Annotated in this window: 13 protein-coding genes; 10 read left to right on the top strand and 3 right to left on the bottom strand. The window is 65.6% G+C overall.

The window, feature by feature from the left end; genetic code table 11:
• Window positions 1-58: 58 nt before the first annotated feature.
• The 9 genes from ACSS7Z_RS01820 to ACSS7Z_RS01860 all read left to right on the top strand — a co-directional run bounded on the left by ACSS7Z_RS01820 (window position 59) and on the right by ACSS7Z_RS01860 (window position 11,171).
• A complete protein-coding gene (locus ACSS7Z_RS01820; protein WP_438252721.1) occupies window positions 59-1,678 on the top strand; it encodes an ABC transporter permease subunit in 1,620 nt (539 codons plus the stop codon).
• Complete coding sequence (locus tag ACSS7Z_RS01825; protein WP_438252722.1) at window positions 1,678-2,592, top strand: sugar ABC transporter permease; 915 nt, start codon at window positions 1,678-1,680, stop codon at window positions 2,590-2,592. The genes ACSS7Z_RS01820 and ACSS7Z_RS01825 overlap by 1 nt, the downstream gene beginning before the upstream one ends.
• Window positions 2,593-2,738: 146 nt before the next feature.
• Window positions 2,739-4,271 (top strand): sodium/proline symporter PutP, encoded by a 1,533-nt coding sequence (gene putP, locus ACSS7Z_RS01830; RefSeq protein ID WP_438252723.1) that lies wholly within the window; start codon window positions 2,739-2,741, stop codon window positions 4,269-4,271.
• A 99-nt stretch (window positions 4,272-4,370) separates the two neighbouring features.
• Window positions 4,371-6,197: a helix-turn-helix domain-containing protein gene (locus tag ACSS7Z_RS01835; RefSeq protein ID WP_438252724.1), complete on the top strand. Its 1,827-nt coding sequence runs from the start codon at window positions 4,371-4,373 to the stop codon at window positions 6,195-6,197.
• A 92-nt stretch (window positions 6,198-6,289) separates the two neighbouring features.
• Window positions 6,290-7,552, top strand: a complete 1,263-nt coding sequence (locus ACSS7Z_RS01840) for a hydroxymethylglutaryl-CoA reductase, degradative (RefSeq protein ID WP_438252725.1) — start codon at window positions 6,290-6,292, stop codon at window positions 7,550-7,552.
• Window positions 7,549-8,490, top strand: a complete 942-nt coding sequence (locus ACSS7Z_RS01845; protein ID WP_438252726.1) for a hydroxymethylglutaryl-CoA lyase — start codon at window positions 7,549-7,551, stop codon at window positions 8,488-8,490. Before ACSS7Z_RS01840 ends, ACSS7Z_RS01845 begins: the two co-directional genes overlap by 4 nt.
• A gap of 13 nt (window positions 8,491-8,503) precedes the next feature.
• Window positions 8,504-8,938, top strand: coding sequence for a hypothetical protein (locus ACSS7Z_RS01850; protein WP_438252727.1), 435 nt, complete (start codon window positions 8,504-8,506; stop codon window positions 8,936-8,938).
• On the top strand, window positions 8,938-10,326 hold the full coding sequence (locus ACSS7Z_RS01855; protein WP_438252728.1) for a tripartite tricarboxylate transporter permease: 1,389 nt from the start codon (window positions 8,938-8,940) through the stop codon (window positions 10,324-10,326). The genes ACSS7Z_RS01850 and ACSS7Z_RS01855 overlap by 1 nt, the downstream gene beginning before the upstream one ends.
• Before the next feature lie 149 nt (window positions 10,327-10,475).
• Window positions 10,476-11,171 (top strand): GTP pyrophosphokinase, encoded by a 696-nt coding sequence (locus ACSS7Z_RS01860; protein ID WP_438252729.1) that lies wholly within the window; start codon window positions 10,476-10,478, stop codon window positions 11,169-11,171.
• Here ACSS7Z_RS01860 and ACSS7Z_RS01865 read toward each other — a convergent pair.
• Window positions 11,168-12,382 carry an amidohydrolase gene (locus ACSS7Z_RS01865; RefSeq protein WP_438252730.1) on the bottom strand — a complete coding sequence of 405 codons (1,215 nt, stop codon included), beginning with the start codon at window positions 12,380-12,382 and terminating at the stop codon, window positions 11,168-11,170. The two genes, ACSS7Z_RS01860 and ACSS7Z_RS01865, sit on opposite strands and share 4 nt — an antisense overlap.
• 130 nt (window positions 12,383-12,512) lie before the next feature.
• On the opposite strand from ACSS7Z_RS01865, the gene ACSS7Z_RS01870 reads away from it, so the two are divergent.
• Window positions 12,513-14,012 (top strand): SulP family inorganic anion transporter, encoded by a 1,500-nt coding sequence (locus ACSS7Z_RS01870; RefSeq protein ID WP_438252731.1) that lies wholly within the window; start codon window positions 12,513-12,515, stop codon window positions 14,010-14,012.
• A 22-nt stretch (window positions 14,013-14,034) separates the two neighbouring features.
• Here the strand turns inward: ACSS7Z_RS01870 and ACSS7Z_RS01875 are convergent, their stop codons facing one another.
• Window positions 14,035-15,045 (bottom strand): LacI family DNA-binding transcriptional regulator, encoded by a 1,011-nt coding sequence (locus tag ACSS7Z_RS01875; RefSeq protein ID WP_438252732.1) that lies wholly within the window; start codon window positions 15,043-15,045, stop codon window positions 14,035-14,037.
• 9 nt (window positions 15,046-15,054) lie between these two features.
• Window positions 15,055-16,713 carry a glycoside hydrolase family 13 protein gene (locus tag ACSS7Z_RS01880; RefSeq protein ID WP_438252733.1) on the bottom strand — a complete coding sequence of 553 codons (1,659 nt, stop codon included), beginning with the start codon at window positions 16,711-16,713 and terminating at the stop codon, window positions 15,055-15,057.
• Window positions 16,714-16,870 lie beyond the last annotated feature (157 nt).

A 16,870-nucleotide genomic window follows, 5' to 3' on the forward strand; every position in this document is an offset into this window, starting at 1 on the left:
GGTCGGGAGGCGCTCGCGTCTCCCGACCCTGCAGCACACCTCGCAGAAGGAGTACTGGATGTCGATCGAGGCACCGACCGAAGCAGCTCACGCCGCGCCCACCCCGCGGAGTGAGGCGCATGCCAAGCGCTGGCGCGGACCCGGCTGGGGATTCATCATCAAGCTCGTGCTGATGGCGCTGGTGAACGCCTTCGGCATCCTGACGGCGATCTCGGCCTGGCGTGCGGAATCATGGATCGTGCTCGGCGTGATCGTGGTGCTCGTGGTCATCGCCGATGTCGTGTACTTCGGCAGACGCGCGCTGCCGATGAAGTACCTGCTGCCGGGATTGGTATTCCTGCTCGTGTTCCAGGTATTCATCTTCGGCTACACCGCATATATCGCCTTCACGAACTATGGCACGGGCCACATCGGCACGCAGGAGCAGGCTGTCGAGGCGGCGCTCATCCAGGGTGAGCGCCGAGTGGATGCCTCGCCGACCTACCCGCTCTCAGTCGTGCAACGACTTGACGAGATCGGCTTCGCCATCGCGAACGATGAGGGCGACGTGCTGGTCGGCTCTGCGATCGAGCCTCTCAGCGAAGCATCCGGCGCCACGCTGGGCGGCACGGGCGCACCCAACGAAGTGCCCGGCTGGACGGTCATCCCCCGAGCCACCGTACTGACCGATTCCGCACTCCAGGGGCAGATCAGCGATTTGAGAGTCGCCGTCTCGGATGACCCGAACGACGGGTCGATCCGGACCAGGGATGGCTCATCCGGGGCGGTTTACGAGTCCACTCTGGTGTGGGATGCCGAGACACAGACGATCACTGACACCACCAGCAGCACGATCTACTCGGCGACCGACGACGGCTCGTTCGTCTCGGCCGACGGCAAGGCGCTGCCGACCGGGTGGTACGTGAACGTCGGCTTCGCGAACTTTCTGAAGCTGTTCACCGACTCCGCGCTCGCCGGAACGCTCGGCAGCGTCACGATCTGGACGTTCGCGTTCGCCATCCTGTCGGTCGGACTGAGTTTCGCCGTGGGGCTGGGGCTTGCCATGGTTTACAACGACCCGCGAGTCAAGGGCCGCCGCATGCTGCGGGCGCTGTTCATCCTGCCGTACGCGTTCCCCGCCTTCATGGCCGCCTTGCTGTTCCGCGGTATGTTCAATGCCGAGTTCGGCGTGATCAACGAGATGTTCTTCTTCGGCAGTCACATCAACTGGCTGGGAGACCCCTGGCTCACCAGAGCCGCGGTGATCTTCGTCAACGTCTGGCTCAGCTACCCGTACTGGTTCCTGGTGTGCACGGGCGCGCTGCAGTCGCTGCCCGGCGACACGCTCGAGGCAGCCGAGATCGACGGCGCGAACAAATGGCAGCGGTTCCGCTCGATCGTGCTGCCGCTGCTGCTGGTGTCCACCGCCCCGCTCCTGATCGCCTCCTTCGCGGTCGCGTTCAACAACTTCACGGTCATCTACACGTTCAACAACGGTGGTCCGGGGATTCCGGGAGCACCGTACGCACTCGGATCAACCGACATCCTGGTGTCGGCGATCTACGACGTCTCCGGTGTCTCCGGGGGCGCCTCGGACTACGGCCTCGCAAGTGCCCTCTCCATCGTCGCTTTCATCGTGGTCGGGATCATCTCCGTGGTGAGCTTTCGCCAGACCCGCAAACTCGAGGAGTACCAGTGATGTCCACGCAGACCAGAGCAGTCGTGACGAACTCCTCAGCGGATGCCGTGACGGCGCGCGCCGGTGCCCGCCGCCGCCGGTGGTGGGCCGAGGTCGGGTGGAAGTACATCCTTGCGGCCGTCGTGCTCTTCTTCGCGGCGTTCCCACTCGTATATGTGCTCTCGGCGTCGCTGAACCCGAAGGGCAGCCTCGCGGCCAGCAACGATCTGTTCGCCGTCTTTGATCTGAAGAACTACATCGCGTTGAGCGAGTCCAGCTACTGGGTGTGGTTCGGCAATACCCTCACGATCGGGATCATCACAGCAGTCGCATCGGTAATCATGGGGGCCGCGGCCGCCTACGCCTTCTCGCGGTTCCGCTTCACCGGTCGCCGGGTGAGCCTGACAGCGCTGCTCGTCGTGCAGATGTTCCCGCAGGCGCTGGCGTTCATCGCCATCTTCCTGATGCTGTTGACGATCGGGGAAGTCGTGCCTGCACTCGGCATCAACTCGAAGATCGCGCTGATCTGCGTGTACCTCGGCGGCGCGCTGGGGGCGAACACGTTCCTCATGTACGGGTTCTTCAACACCATCCCGATCGAGATCGACGAATCCGCGAAGATCGACGGCGCAAGCCACGCCCAGATCTTCTGGAAGCTGATCATGCCGCTGGTGGTGCCGATCCTCGCGGTCGTCGCCCTGCTGTCGTTCCTGGCATGCTTCGGCGACTTCATCCTGTCGAAGATCATCCTGACGTCCGAAGACAACTGGACTCTCGCCGTCGGCATGTACCAGTGGGTATCGAATCAGCTGACCTCGCGCTGGGGCTTGTTCGCGGCCGGCGTCGTGGTCGCGGCGATTCCCGTTCTCGCGCTGTTCTTCTCGCTTCAGAAATACATCGTCGGTGGGCTCACACAGGGGGCCGTCAAGGGCTGACTCCGGCATCCGTCCGCCTCCTCAGCGCCAGAAGAACTCTGACCGTGATCGTCCACCATCGTCGAATAGGGGTGGCCCCCGGCATCCGTCCCTGTCAGTATCGAGGCAGAACCGCTGCACCGATCTGCAACGAAAGAGGGACGACGATGTCCGATCAGGTATTCATCTTCATCGCGCTGGGGCTCTACTTCGCCGCGATGCTCATCATCGGTTATCTGGCATTTCGCCGGACGAAGGACCACGAGGATTACATGCTCGGGGGGAGGGACCTGCCACCGTGGGTCGCGGCGCTCAGCGCCGGAGCATCCGATATGTCCGGCTGGCTCGTCATGGGTCTTCCGGGCGCGATCTATCTCTCCGGACTCATCGAGGCATGGATCGCCGTCGGTCTCACGATCGGCGCATACCTGAACTGGCTGCTGGTCGCCCCGCGGCTTCGCGCGTACACACAGGTTTCGCGCAACTCGATCACCATCCCGAGCTTCTTCGAGAACCGGCTGCGTGACTCGTCGCGGATGCTGCGCATCCTCGCCGGTGTCGTGATCCTGGTGTTCTTCACGCTCTACATCTCTTCCGGCATGGTGGCCGGCGGTTTCTTCTTCGAGAGCTCGTTCAACTCCGACTACCTGCTCGGCATGGTGTTGGTTGCCGGAGTCACTCTTCTCTACACGCTGTTCGGCGGGTTCCTCGGAGCTTCGTTCACGGACGTCGTACAGGGACTGATGATGGTGATCGCACTGATTGTCGTCCCGGTCGCTGCGATCATCGCCGTCGGCGGTTTCGGCGAGGTGGCCACGTACGTCGAAGACCTTGCCCCGAACCACATCTCGGTCATCGGTGGAACTGCTCTGACCGGTGGAACGGTTTTGGCTATCATCGGGTCGCTCGCTTGGGGACTGGGCTACTTCGGCCAGCCGCACATCATCGTGCGGTTCATGGCGCTGCGCAACCCCGGCGAGGCGAAGGCTGCCCGCCGCATCGGAATGAGCTGGATGATCATCTCGCTGATCGGCGCAGTGTTCTCTGGCTTCGTCGGCATCGCCTACATGGCACACCAGGGCATCGATCTCGGCAACCCCGAGACGGTGGTGCTGGTGATGGCGCAGACACTGCTGCACCCGTTCGTCGCAGGCCTCGTGCTGGCGGCGGTGCTCGCGGCGATCATGAGCACGATCTCCAGCCAGCTGATCGTCGCCTCGTCGGCTCTCGTGGAAGACCTCTTCAAAGTGGTCAAGAAAGAGCCGTCGCCCAAGCTGCTGGTGATGCTCGGACGACTGACTGTGCTCGGCGTCGGCATCATCGCCGCGCTGCTCGCGATCATTCCCAACGATACGATCCTCGGGCTGGTCTCGTTCGCATGGGCCGGTTTCGGTGCGGCCTTCGGCCCACTGATCTTGCTCAGCCTGTTCTGGCGCAAGCTCACCAACTGGGGCGCCCTGGCTGGCATGTTCGTCGGTGCCGCCGGCGTCTTCATCTGGAAGGCCGTGTGGCCTGAGATGTACGAACTGCTGCCCAGCTTCATCTGCGCGATGATCGTCGCGGTGGTAGTCAGCCTCATCACCCACAAGGACGGGACGGAGCGCCAGGACGAGATCCTGCAGGAGTTCACTGACACCGGCACCTTGCTGACGGTCAACGGGGTGGGGCGCGGAGCGCGTACGAACCGCATGACGCCGTAGGGCTTGCCTGACGAGGGGGCGGATGCTGCGGCATCCGCCCCCTCGTGGCGCTCGCCCGGCGTGCAGAGGGGCACGCCTGCCGCGCGGGAGAATGAAAGCATGTCCTCCGACCTCGCCACGACCATCCGCTCGCTGGCCGACGGCGCAGCCGTCGATTCCGATGCGCTGCGAACCGCGCTGGAAGGCGACGCGGATGCTGCGGATGCACTGGTGCACCTGGGGCGCAGCCTGGCGACACTTCGTCAGCGGGGTGCCGAGCTGCGCGCGGTAATGTCGTCGACTCGCGACCTGCTTTCGGTGACCGATCCTGACCTCATGCTGCAGCGCATTGTGGATCGCGCGCACGAGCTCATGGAGGTCGACGTCGCCTATCTCTCCGTCTACGAGCCTGTCCAGGACGAGCTCTATGTCCGTGCCGAGACCGGGACTATCTCTCCCCGGTTCCTCGGCATGGTCGTGCCTGCCGGTGTCGGCCTCGCCAGCGTCGCCGTTCACACTCAGCATCCGCAGTGGGTAGAGGACTACTCCACGCTCACAAGCGTGCCCCACGATCCGACGATCGACGCGATCATGAGGGAGGAGCAGTTGCGCTCGCTGCTCGGAGCGCCGCTGGTCGTCAACGGCATGGTTCTCGGGGTGCTGTTCGCTGCCAGTCGTGTGCCCCATGCCTTCCGTCCGGATGAAGTCGCGCTGCTCTCGGCCTTCGCCGGACACGCCGCCCTCGCGCTGCACCAGGCGCAACTGCTGCGCGACGCGACTGAGGCGACAGCGGAGGCAGCCTCACGCCAGCGGGACGTCGAGTGGGCGGCGGGCCTGCACGATGCACTCACCCGACTGGTCGTCGATGGGTACGGTGCCGAGGCGATCGTCGATGCGCTCGCGGAGGCACTTGGTCGGCAGGTGACGCTGGCGGGTGATGAGGACCTGCCCGCCGACCCCGTGGTGCGACGAGCCGCGACCGACGCCGCTCAGAGCGGTCGCAGCGTCGTGGTTGCCCATCCGCGGATCGAACTGGTGGCCGCGGTGCTCGGAGCGGGTACGCGATCCAGCACGTTCCTGGTGGCCGGCGGCGAGCGGATGCTGACGCAGATCGAGCGGCGCACGGTCGAACGCGCGGCCCTCATGGCTGCGCTCGTCCGGTTGCGCCGCGACGCCCTGGATGATGCAGAAGAGCGTGTGCGTGGCGAGCTTGCCACCGAACTGCTCGAGGGGCCGACCAACCGGGCGTCGGGGATTCGTCGTGCGGCCACACGCAACTATGCCATCCATGATCCGTGGGTCACCATCGTCCTGCCATGCGCCGCAGGAGATCGCACGCGACTGGTCGCACGGCTGCGCTCGCATACCGACTGGCTCGTCGCGACATCGCCGCATGGCGTGACGGTTCTCGCGCCGCTCGGAGAGCAGCCCGCGCAGTCGTCACCGGTCGCCGTCGCGCGCGTCGTGCAGGAGATCTGTGCGGATGCGGCGCCGTTCGCTCTCGCCACCGGATCCACCACGCTCGATGCGGCAGCCGCAGAGGCGCCGAACTCGTGGCATGTTGCGGCGCTCGCACGAGGCCTCGGCATCAGCTCCGGCGTGCTCGACGCGGTCTCGCTCTCGCCGTATGCGCTGCTGTTCGGGGGTGACGGTGCCGCGCTGGCCAACTTCGTGGGCAGCATGCTCTCGCCGGTGCTGCGCTGGGATCAGACGCACGGCAGTGTCCTCGTGGACACCCTCGCTGCATTGTTCGACGAGCGCTGGTCGTTGGCTGCCACCGCACGCACGCTGCACATCCACCTCAACACGCTGAAGCAGCGCATTCACCGGATGCAGCTGCTGCTTGGCGACGAGCTGAACCAGCCGGAAGCGCGCTTCCGGCTGGAGCTCGCCGTACGGGTGGAGCGAGCCAGAAGAGCTGCAGAACAGACATTGCACATCGATTGAATGTGTCCGAATCGGATCTATGTCGAGGGGCGCGGCCGCTGATTAGATGTCGAAGTTGGGTGGCAACGACCGCCACATGAAAGGACGACGACGTGGCTACGACATCCCGCCTGAGCGGACTACGCAATTTGACCGTCGAGGAACGACGAAGGACCGTGACAGAAGCGATCGGCGACGTCGATCTGAGCGCCCTGGCCGGAGACGGGCTGAGCATCGAGCAGGCCGACCGCATGGTCGAGAACGTGATCGGGCAGATCAGTATCCCGGTCGGTGTGGCCACGAACGTCATCGTCAACGGCCGTGAGGTCCTGGTGCCGATGGCCACGGAGGAACCCTCGGTCGTGGCCGCCGCATCCAACATCGCGCGCATGGCGCGCCGGTTCGGCGGCATCGTCACCACCTCCACCGAGCCCCTCATGCAGGCCCAGATCCAGTTGCTCGATGTCGCCGATCCGCACGGCGCACGTGCACGCATCCTCGAAGCGAAGGACGAAATCCTCGCGCTGGCGGACGAGCAGGATCCCAAGCTCGTATCGGTCGGCGGCGGCGCACGCGACCTGCTCGTACGCACGATCCACGGACTGCTCGACGAGCACCTCATCGTGCACCTGGTGGTCAACGTCGGCGACGCCATGGGCGCGAATGCCGTGAACACGATGGCCGAGGCGATCGCGCCCAGGCTTGCAGAGATCGCCGGCGGGCGATCGTTGCTGCGGATTCTCACCAACCTCGCGGACCTGCGCCTCACCCGCGCACGCCTGACCATCCACCCCGATGAGGTCGGCGGGCCGGAGATTGTCTCGAACATGGTCGCCGGCGCGGCCCTCGCCTATGACGACCCGTATCGCGCCGCGACCCACAACAAGGGCATCATGAACGGCATCTCTGCCGTCGTTCTCGCCACGGGCAACGACACCCGAGCAGTGGAAGCCGGCGCACATGCCTACGCAGCACGCGACGGCCAGTACCGTGCGCTGTCGCGCTTCGAACAGGATGCCGCCGGCAACCTCACCGCAACGATTGAACTGCCGATGGCGGTGGGTCTCGTCGGGGGAGCGACCAAGTCGCACCCCGCAGCCCGCGCAGCAGTGGCGATGACCGAGGTCACCACCGCGCGAGAGCTGGGCGAGATCGTCGCCGCGATCGGACTTGCGCAGAACGTCGCCGCCGTCCGTGCCTTGGCCGCCGAGGGGATCCAGCGCGGGCACATGGGCCTGCACGCCCGCAACGTCGCCGTCGCAGCTGGCGCCGGCGCCGATGAGGTCGACCGGGTTGCCGCCGCACTGGTGGAGCGGGGTGCGGTACGCGCCGATGTCGCCGAGCAGATCCTCGCCGAACTTCGAGCCGCGCGATGACGACCACCCGCAGCCTCGGCCTCCCTACCGTTGCCCCGCACCAGGGCCTTGCCGACGACGTGGAGATCTGGGAAGTGGCCCCTCGCGATGGGCTGCAGGCAGAGAAGACGCTCGTCGACGTCGATACCAAGGTCCAACTCATCGAGCGTCTGGCCGCGGCCGGTGCTCCGGTGATCGAGGTCGGCAGCTTCGTACGTGCCGACCGGGTGCCGCAGATGGCAGATTCCCGTGAGGTTTTCTCCCGCACGAAGCATCTCGCGGCACGCACCCCTGTTCTCGTGCCGAACGTGCGGGGTTACGACCTTGCGCGTGAGGCGGGAGCGGACGATATTGCCGTGTTCCTGAGCGTCACCGAGTCGTTCTCCGAGGCCAACCTCGGCGCGTCGAGAGAGCGGATGGAACAGGCCGTGGAGCAGGTTGTGACGCGCGCTGCAGCCGACGGAGTACGCGTTCGCGGCTATTTGTCGATGGTTTTCGGAGACCCGTGGGAGGGTGAGGTCGCCGTCGGAGAGGTCGTGCGTCTCGCGCGTCTCATGCGCGACTGGGGCATCGCAGACCTCTCGCTCGGCGACACCATCGGCGTCGCCACCCCCGGCCAGGTTCGCGGTGTCGTCAGAGCGCTCGTCGCCGACGGAATCCCGACCTCGGCGTTGGCACTGCATATGCACGACACCTACGGCATGGCGCTCGCGAACGTCTACGCGGGTCTGGAAGAGGGTGTGCGCATCTTCGATGCCGCAGCAGGAGGCGTGGGCGGATGCCCGTTCGCGAAGTCCGCCACCGGCAACCTCGCCACCGACGATCTTGTCTGGATGCTCACCGGGCTCGGCATCCGCACTGGCATCGACCTTGATGCACTTACCGAGACGAGCGCCTGGCTTTCCCAGGTGCTCTCCAAGCCCACCACGTCACGAGTCGCAGCGGCGCTGACCCGATAGAGAGGACATTCCCTTGTCAGAAAGACAACTCCTGGAGGTGTGGGGCGACACCGTCGATAGCAAGCACCTTCTCGCCTCGATCGGACTCGGTGTCGGCATCGCCGTGCCGGTCTTCCTCGTCGCAGAGTGGGGCTTCGCAGAGCTCACCGGCGGAGATGCGCTCGGCGGCTCCTACGCACTGGTGACCGGGCTGGCCGCCTGCGTGCTCGCAGCAGTGATCGCGGCACGCCTATTCAAGCCCAAGCGCATCGTCAGCATCGGGGAGGCTCCCACCGGATCTCGCGAAGCTGCGATGGACTCCATCGAAGCCGAGCTCGGCCCTCTCGGTGACCCAGACGAACTCCCGAGAGCGACACTCGCCGAGGTCAAGGAGCTCGGGTTGTATGACGACCTGCGCGCCCAGCATGAGAAGAACCAGCGCAAGCTCGCAGCCGGGGAGGTGGTGTGATGGAAACCTTCCTTGAACCCACCCTGTGGGCCTTGGGCATGGCAGTGCTCGGCACCGTCATCTTCGCGCTCATCGGCCTGGTCTCCGGAACGGATGAGACGGCGACGATCGCCCCGCTGACGCTTCTGGTCATCCTGCTCGGCGTTCCGCCGGCCGGTGTTTTCGCGTTCTTCATGGCAGCTATCGCGGCCAAGCACATCACGCACGCCATTCCCACAACCCTGTTGGGCATACCGGGTGACACGCTTGCCGCCCCGTTGCTGCGCGATGCGCAGATGCTCAGGGAGCTGGGCGTGCCGCACATCGCTCTGCGCAAAGCCATCTCCGGTGGTGTGGTCGCCGCGATCATCGCCGTTCCTTTGGCCGTGTTCTTCGCCTGGATCCTCACGCCGTTCTCCGCGGCGATCAGCTCGGTGGCCCCCTGGCTCTTCTTGGCAGCGACTGTGCTCATCGCGGTGCTCTCGAAGGGACGCTGGGGTGCGCTGATCGCGCTGGTGCCGTTCGTGCTGATCGTCGTCGGTCTGCAGGGCTTCTCCTCCGAAATTCTCGGCAAGAGCCTGTCGATCAGCTTCTTCCTCGGCATCGCAATCGGCCCGCTCATCGCGGACCTCGTCCTGGCTTCGACGCCGGCCGGCCGCGTGCTGATGAAGCGCGATGCACCGCGCTCATTCGACCTCGCGCCTGATGTGCGCACCTGGAAGGGGCGGATGCCGAACCCGATGCGCGTGCTCGATCGCGGCCAGCTGGCCAGCACGGCCGGGGCTGCGGTGATCTCCAGCGCAACCTTCGTGATTTCGCCTGTGGCGATGACGGTGCTGATGGGTGAGGCATTCGGTGGACGCATCAAGAACGGGTATCGCCGTCTGACGACGATGATGGCGGTGAAGAACGGCACGACGGAATCCACCTACATCGCCGAGACGCTGATCCCGCTGATCGCGATCGGCCTGCCGCTGTCGCCGATGGCCGCAGGTCCTGCGAACCCGCTGTTCAATGCACCGCCGGTGTACACGATCAATGCCGAGACGGGCGAGACGAACAACCTGCACAACATGCTCGGAGCTTGGGAGTTCCTCTTCTTCGGGCTCGCCGCGGTGCTGATCGCCATGATCATCACCTACCCGTTCGCGATGACGCAGGCCCACCGCGCGGCGTCCTGGATCATGAAGAAGGTCTCGCATGAGGCCATCATCGGCGCATTCGCCGGTCTCATCGCCGTGATCTGCCTCTACGAGGGCGGGATCATCGCGCTGCTGGTGGCCCTCACGATCGGTCTTGTCGGCGGGCTGCTGAACAAGCTGTTCCAGGTGCACACCGGCGTTCAATTCATGGGCTACTACGTGGCCGTGCTCACCGTGCCGGCGATCGCCGGGCTGCTCGCGGGCTGATCGCAGGAGCGTTCGACGAAGAAGCCGTCACCCGCAGGGGTGGCGGCTTCTTCGCGTGTAGTTCTACGGGCACGGGCTTAGATGCTCCAGCATCCGCCGAGAGCGAAACGCACAGCGCGTTCTGAACGCGGACGCGTAACGTCGGGGTTATGACGAGCGTCGATGTGACCGAGGCCGACCTGGGCCACGTGAAGGAGCTCCGTGACGAGTTTCAGCGGTTCCTACGGGAGTACGAGTTCGGCATCCGCGAGGTCGAGACGAAGATCTCGATTCTGCAGGATGAGTTCACCCACGATCACGCCTACAACCCGATCGAGCACGTCAAGACGCGGCTGAAGAGCCCCGACAGCATTGTCGAGAAGATCGCCCGCAGGGGAATCGACGACCCGGACTTCGCCCGCATCCGTGAAGAGATCACCGATATCGCCGGTGTTCGCGTGACCTGTAGCTTCGTCGCAGACGTGTACCGGCTGTTCGACCTGCTCGCTGCACAGGATGACATCACCATTCGTGTCGTGAAGGACTACATCGCCAAGCCGAAGGCGAACGGCTACCGGAGTCTGCACGCGATTCTCGAAGTGCCCGTGTTCCTATCGACCGGACCGCTTTTAGTTCCGGTCGAGGTGCAGTTCCGTACGATCGCGATGGACTTCTGGGCGAGCTTGGAACACAAGATCTATTACAAGTTCGCCAAGCAGGTGCCTGCGCATCTCGTCGACAGCCTGACCGATGCGGCCGAGGCCGCGAGCGAGCTCGATGTGAAGATGGAGCGCCTACACCGCGAAGCGCACGGCGTGCAGCAGCGGGAATTGCCAGCGCCGCCGCCGAGAACCGTGCAGGTTTAGTCGAGGAATTCCCGGGCAGCGGTGGCCAGCGCGGTGACGCCGACCTCGATCGTCGGGTGAATCTCCGGCGCGAAGAACGGGGAGTGGTTGGTGGGAATGGTCTGGGCGACCGAGTCGCTGGCGACCGCCGCGGCGAACGTCGCGGGGTCGATGCCGCCCCAGAACCAGAAGACCAGCGGTGCGCCGGCATCGCGCGCGAACCACGACACATCCTCGCTGCCGGTGATCATCCCCGGGTCGATCACGGCGGCTTCGCCGAGCGTGCGCTTCAACGCTGCCGTGACCCGCGTCACAGCATCCACGTCGTTGATGGTGGGCGGCAGGACGTGGTCGGTGCGGATCTCGGGTTCGCGCTCGGCTCCGGATGCCAGGGCCTCGGCCCGGACGATTCGCTCCACGCTCGCGAGCACACGCGCGCGTGCCTCGTCGTTCGGGTAACGCAGACTGAGCTCGAGCGTCGCCTCGGCGGGGATGATGTTGTTCTTCAGCCCGGCGTGGATCGAGCCGACCGTAACGACCGCGACATCCTGCGGGTCGGTTTCCCGTGAGGCGATCGTCTGCAGTCGCATGACGGTGGCGGCAGCCATCACCACGGGGTCGACAGTCGTGTGCGGTCGGGATCCGTGCCCGCCACGGCCGTGCAGCGTCACGGTGAGGCCGTCGGATGCTGCCATCTGCGTGCCGCTGCGAACGCCGATGATGCCGGCGGCGAGGGGAGTGACGTGCTGGCCGAGCACGATGTCGGGCTTCGGGTAGCGGTCGAGGATGCCAGCATCCAGCATCGCCCGCGCACCGGCGCCGTACTCCTCGGCGGGCTGCATGACGACGACAACGGTTCCCGACCACTCGCCGCGAGTTGCGAGCAGCTGCTCCACGGCGCCGATCATCGCGGTGACATGCATGTCGTGGCCGCACGCGTGCATGACGGGGACCGTGTTTCCGGCTGGATCGATTCCGGTCGCGGTGCTGGCATAGGCCAGCCCGGTCTGCTCTTGGACGGGCAATGCATCCATATCGGCGCGCATCCAGACGACAGGTCCGTCGCCGTTGCGCAGCAGCGCGACAACACCGGTAATGCCCACGCCCTCTTCGACTTCGAGCCCGAGATCGCGCAGGTGGCCGGCGGCGATGCCGGCGGTGCGCGTTTCCTGGAACGACAGTTCGGGATGCCGGTGGAGGTCGATGTACAGCGATTCGAGGTCGATGCTCATGGGCTGAGCTTATCGGCGCTCCTCGCGCAGTTCGCGGTGTCCTGAGCCCGCCTCGGGCGAGGGCGGCGGGCTAGGGCTCCGAGCTAGGGTGGAAGCCGCCCCCTTCCGGGCAATCACCCCTGGAGTCTTCATGACCACAACCGCTGACGACCGTGCCCGTTACCGTGCGAATCCGTCTGTGCTCGACGCGCTGAAGAGCCCGCGACTGCTGACCCGGGAAGTGCTCGCCGGACTCGTTGTGGGACTTGCTCTCATCCCCGAAGCGATCGCGTTCTCGATCATCGCCGGAGTCGACCCGAAGGTCGGCCTGTTCTCGGCGTTCGTGATGGCCGTGTCAATTGCGTTCGTCGGCGGACGCCCGGCCATGATCAGCGCTGCCACCGGCGCCGTCGCTCTGGTCATCGCCCCGGTGATGCGCGAGCACGGGATGGACTACTTCATCGCGACCGTCATCCTCGCGGGCATCTTCCAGGTGCTGCTCGCGGTACTCGGCGTCGCCAAGCTCATGCGCTTCATCCCGCGCAGCGTCATGGTCGGATTCGTCAACGCACTCGCGATCCTCGTCTTCATTGCGCAGCTTCCGCACCTGATCGATGTGCCGTGGCTGGTGTATCCGCTCGTCGTGGCAGGAATCGCGATCATGGTCCTCATGCCGCGCATCACCAAGGTCATCCCGGGTCCGCTGGTGTCGATCGTTCTGATCACCGCGGTCGTCGTCGTGTTCGCGCTGGATGTTCCCACCGTCGGCGACGAGGGCGAGTTGCCGCGGAGCCTTCCCGAGCTGTTCCTCCCGAATGTTCCGCTCACCTGGGAGACGTTCGCGATCATCGCCCCGTTCTCGCTGGGAATGGCGCTGGTCGGGCTTCTGGAATCACTCATGACCGCGAAGCTCGTCGATGAGATCACCGATACGCACTCGCGGAAGACGCGCGAGGCATGGGGGCAGGGCGTGGCGAACATGCTGTCCGGTTTCCTGGGCGGCATGGGTGGCTGCGCGATGATCGGGCAGACGATGATCAACGTGAAGGTGTCCGGTGCCAGGACGCGGATATCGACGTTCTGCGCGGGCGTGTTCCTGCTCGTGCTGGTCGTCACCCTCGGGGACATCGTCGCGATCATCCCGATGGCGGCCCTGGTCGCCGTGATGATCATGGTGTGCGTTGCGACCTTCGACTGGCACAGCATCCGCCCCTCGACGTTGAAGCGTATGCCCAAGAGCGAGACGATCGTGATGGTCTCGACCGTCGTGATGGTCGTGCTGACCGAGAACCTCGCGATCGGCGTCGTCGCCGGGGTCATCGTCGCCTCTGTGCTGTTCGTCCGCCGCGTCGCGCACGTCGTCTCGGTCACCCGCACGGTTGACGAAGACCGCGCACACTACGTGGTCGACGGGGCGCTGTTCTTCGCATCGAGCAACGACCTGACCACGCAGTTCGAATACACCGATGACCCGGGCCGCATCATCATCGACATGTCGCGCTCTCACATCTGGGATGCTTCGACGGTCGCGGCTCTGGATGCCATCGTGACGAAGTACGCCCGACTCGACAAGCAGGTCGAGCTCGTCGGCATGAACGATGCGACCGGAGTCTTCCACGGCCGGTTGAGCGGCGGGTTCCCGGCGGCGTAGCCGCGTCCAGGACCGCGCCGCTTCAGGCGCGGGCGGTCGTCCCGCGCACGATGAGCTCGAACGGCAGTTCCTCGTGCTCCTGGGCGGGAGCCGCCGCATCCGCCGCCAGCTTTGTGAGTACGGCGTCAGCCGCCCGCTCACCCTGGCCCAGCGGGAACTGATCGACCGTTGTCAGACCGAAGAACGCCCCGAGCTCGTGACCATCGATGCCGATGATCGAGAGATCTTCCGGTACGCGGAACCCGAGATCGCGGGCTGCCAAAAGGGCACCGATGGCCATCTCATCGGATGCAGCGAACACCGCGGTCGGGCGCGGCCCCGGACGCCCGAGCAACTGCTTGCAGGCGCGGTAGCCGCCGTCCACAGTGAAGTCCGCCGGCTCCAGGAACTCTGGTTTCAGAGCGACTCCGGCATCCGCCAGTGCCTTCTCGAAACCGAGCCGACGGTTGGTCGGAATGTGAAAGTCGATATCGAACTCCGGGTTCGCCCCGATGTGCGCGATCGCGGTGTGCCCGAGGCTCAACAGATGCTCGGTCGCAAGCTGTGCAACCGCGAGGTCGTCCACGCTGAGCGTGTCGAGCTTCGGATTGGGGCCGCCGATGGCGATGATCGGCAGCCCGAGTGCGAGCATCCGGTCGGTCTCTTCGTCGTTCAGCTCGATCGACACGGCGATCACAGCATCCACGCGTTGACGTCTCAGGGCGGTTTCGAAAACGCTCCGACGAACATCCCTGTCTGCGGTGATGTTGTAGAGCGTGATGTCGTAGCCCTGCCGCATCAACGCGCTGGACACCCCTGACAGGACCGTGCTGAAGAACCAGCGGTCCAGGAACGGGACGACCACGCCGATGTTGCGCGTGCGCCCCGACGCGAGACTGGATGCCCGCGAGGAGACCACGTAGCCGAGCTTCTGCGCCGCCACGTGGACTCTCTCGCGGGATGCCGCCGACACATAGCCGCGACCGCTGAGGGCGCGCGAAACCGTCGCCGTTGATACTCCGGCGAGTTGCGCGACCTCATCGATGCCGACCATGTGCGGCGGTCAGGCCTTCCGGTACCAGGCTGCGGTGTCGGTGGGCACCGCGGTCCCCTCGAACGCCTGGCTCTGCGCGACGAAGGTCACGCCTTCGCCGAGCTCGAGCGGAGCGGAACCGAGGTTCGCCACCACATGCAGGTCGCCGCGACGGAATGCGACAGCATCCGCTCCGAGGTCTTCCCACACCATCGAGCCGGTGCCGAGCGCGCTTTCGCGGCGCAGGCGCAGCAACTGCTTGTACAGGTTGAGGGTGGATCCGGCATCCGCCTCCTCGACGTCGCGGGCGAAACGGGCCCACTCGTCCGGCTGCGGCAGCCAGGAGCCACCGGTTTCGTTGAAGCCGAAGGCCGGGGCATCCGCTTCCCACGGGATCGGCACGCGGCAGCCGTCACGGCCATAGCGCTCGCCGTTCGTGCGGAACCAGGTCGGGTCCTGTCGGAACTCGTCCGGGATCTCCATCGCCTCGGGAAGACCCAGCTCTTCGCCCTGGTAGAGGTAGGACGAACCCGGCAGGGCAAGCATGACGGTGGTTGCGGCGCGCGCGCGGTCAAGTCCGATGGCCTGGTCAGGCTTGCCGGCGGAGAGCGGGCCGATGCCATCGCCCTGCGGGCTGTCGGCGGTCAGTGCCAGGCGCGAAGCGTGGCGGATGACGTCGTGGTTGGACAGCACCCAGGTGCTGGGCGCCCCGACGTCACCGAACTGCTCGAGCGACTCTCTGATGACGCTGCGGATGCGCTCGGCATCCCACTCGGTCATCATGTACGGGAAGTTGAAGGTCTGGTGCATCTCGTCCGGCCGCACCCAGAGGGCGGTCTGCTCGAGCGTGGGCAGCCAAGCCTCGCCGCACAGGGCGCGATCGCCGTCGTACTCGGCGAGCACCTTGTGCCAGTCGCGGTAGATGTCGTGCACACCGTCCTGACCCCAGTAGGGGACGTCGTCCACGCCGCCCATCGAGCCGGCGTCCGCCGGAGGCGTGTAGTCGGGCAGGCCGTCAGCCTTGATCATGCCGTGGGCGACATCAACGCGGAAGCCGTCGACACCGCGGTCGAGCCAGAAGCGCAGCACGCCACGGAACTCCTCGCGCACCTCTTCGTTGGTCCAGTCGAAGTCGGGCTGGGTCGCATCGAAGATGTGCAGGTACCACTGGCCGGGCGTGCCGTCGGCCTCGGTGACACGCTCCCACATGCCGCCGCCGAAGACGCTCTCCCAGTTGTTCGGGGGCAGTTCGCCGTTCTCGCCCTTGCCGTCGCGGAAGACATACCGCGCGCGCTCGGGGCTGCCGGGGGCCGCCTTCAAAGCCGCCTGGAACCAGACGTGCTGGTCGGAGGAGTGATTCGGGACCAGGTCGACGATGACGCGGATGCCGCGGGCGTGAGCTGCGGCGAGCATCGCGTCGAAGTCGGCGAGGGTGCCGAAGAGTGGGTCGACGTCGCGGTAGTCGGTGACGTCGTAACCGGCATCCTTCTGCGGACTCGTCATGAACGGGCTCAGCCAGATGGCGTCGATGCCGAGTTCCTGCAACGAGTCCAGCCGGCCGGTGATGCCGGGAAGGTCGCCGATTCCGTCGCCGGACGCGTCAGCGAATGACCGGGGATAGATCTGATAGATAACGGCGCTGCGCCACCACTCGGAACCGGGCGCCGCGGACTGCTCAAGCTCTGTCATGCGACGAGCCTACTGCAAGCGCTTACAGATGCGCTAGAGCGCCGATCGAATCGGTTCGGTATCCTGCCCTCCGGCACACTTGCAGGGCGATCGTACGGACGCAGGGCGACACGCCGTGAAATGCCTCTGCATCCGGGAAACGGACCTGCATCCGTGC

Origin of the sequence: Microbacterium wangyouchuni, from assembly GCF_051546305.1 — a bacterium.
Classification (GTDB): Bacteria; Actinomycetota; Actinomycetes; order Actinomycetales; family Microbacteriaceae; genus Microbacterium.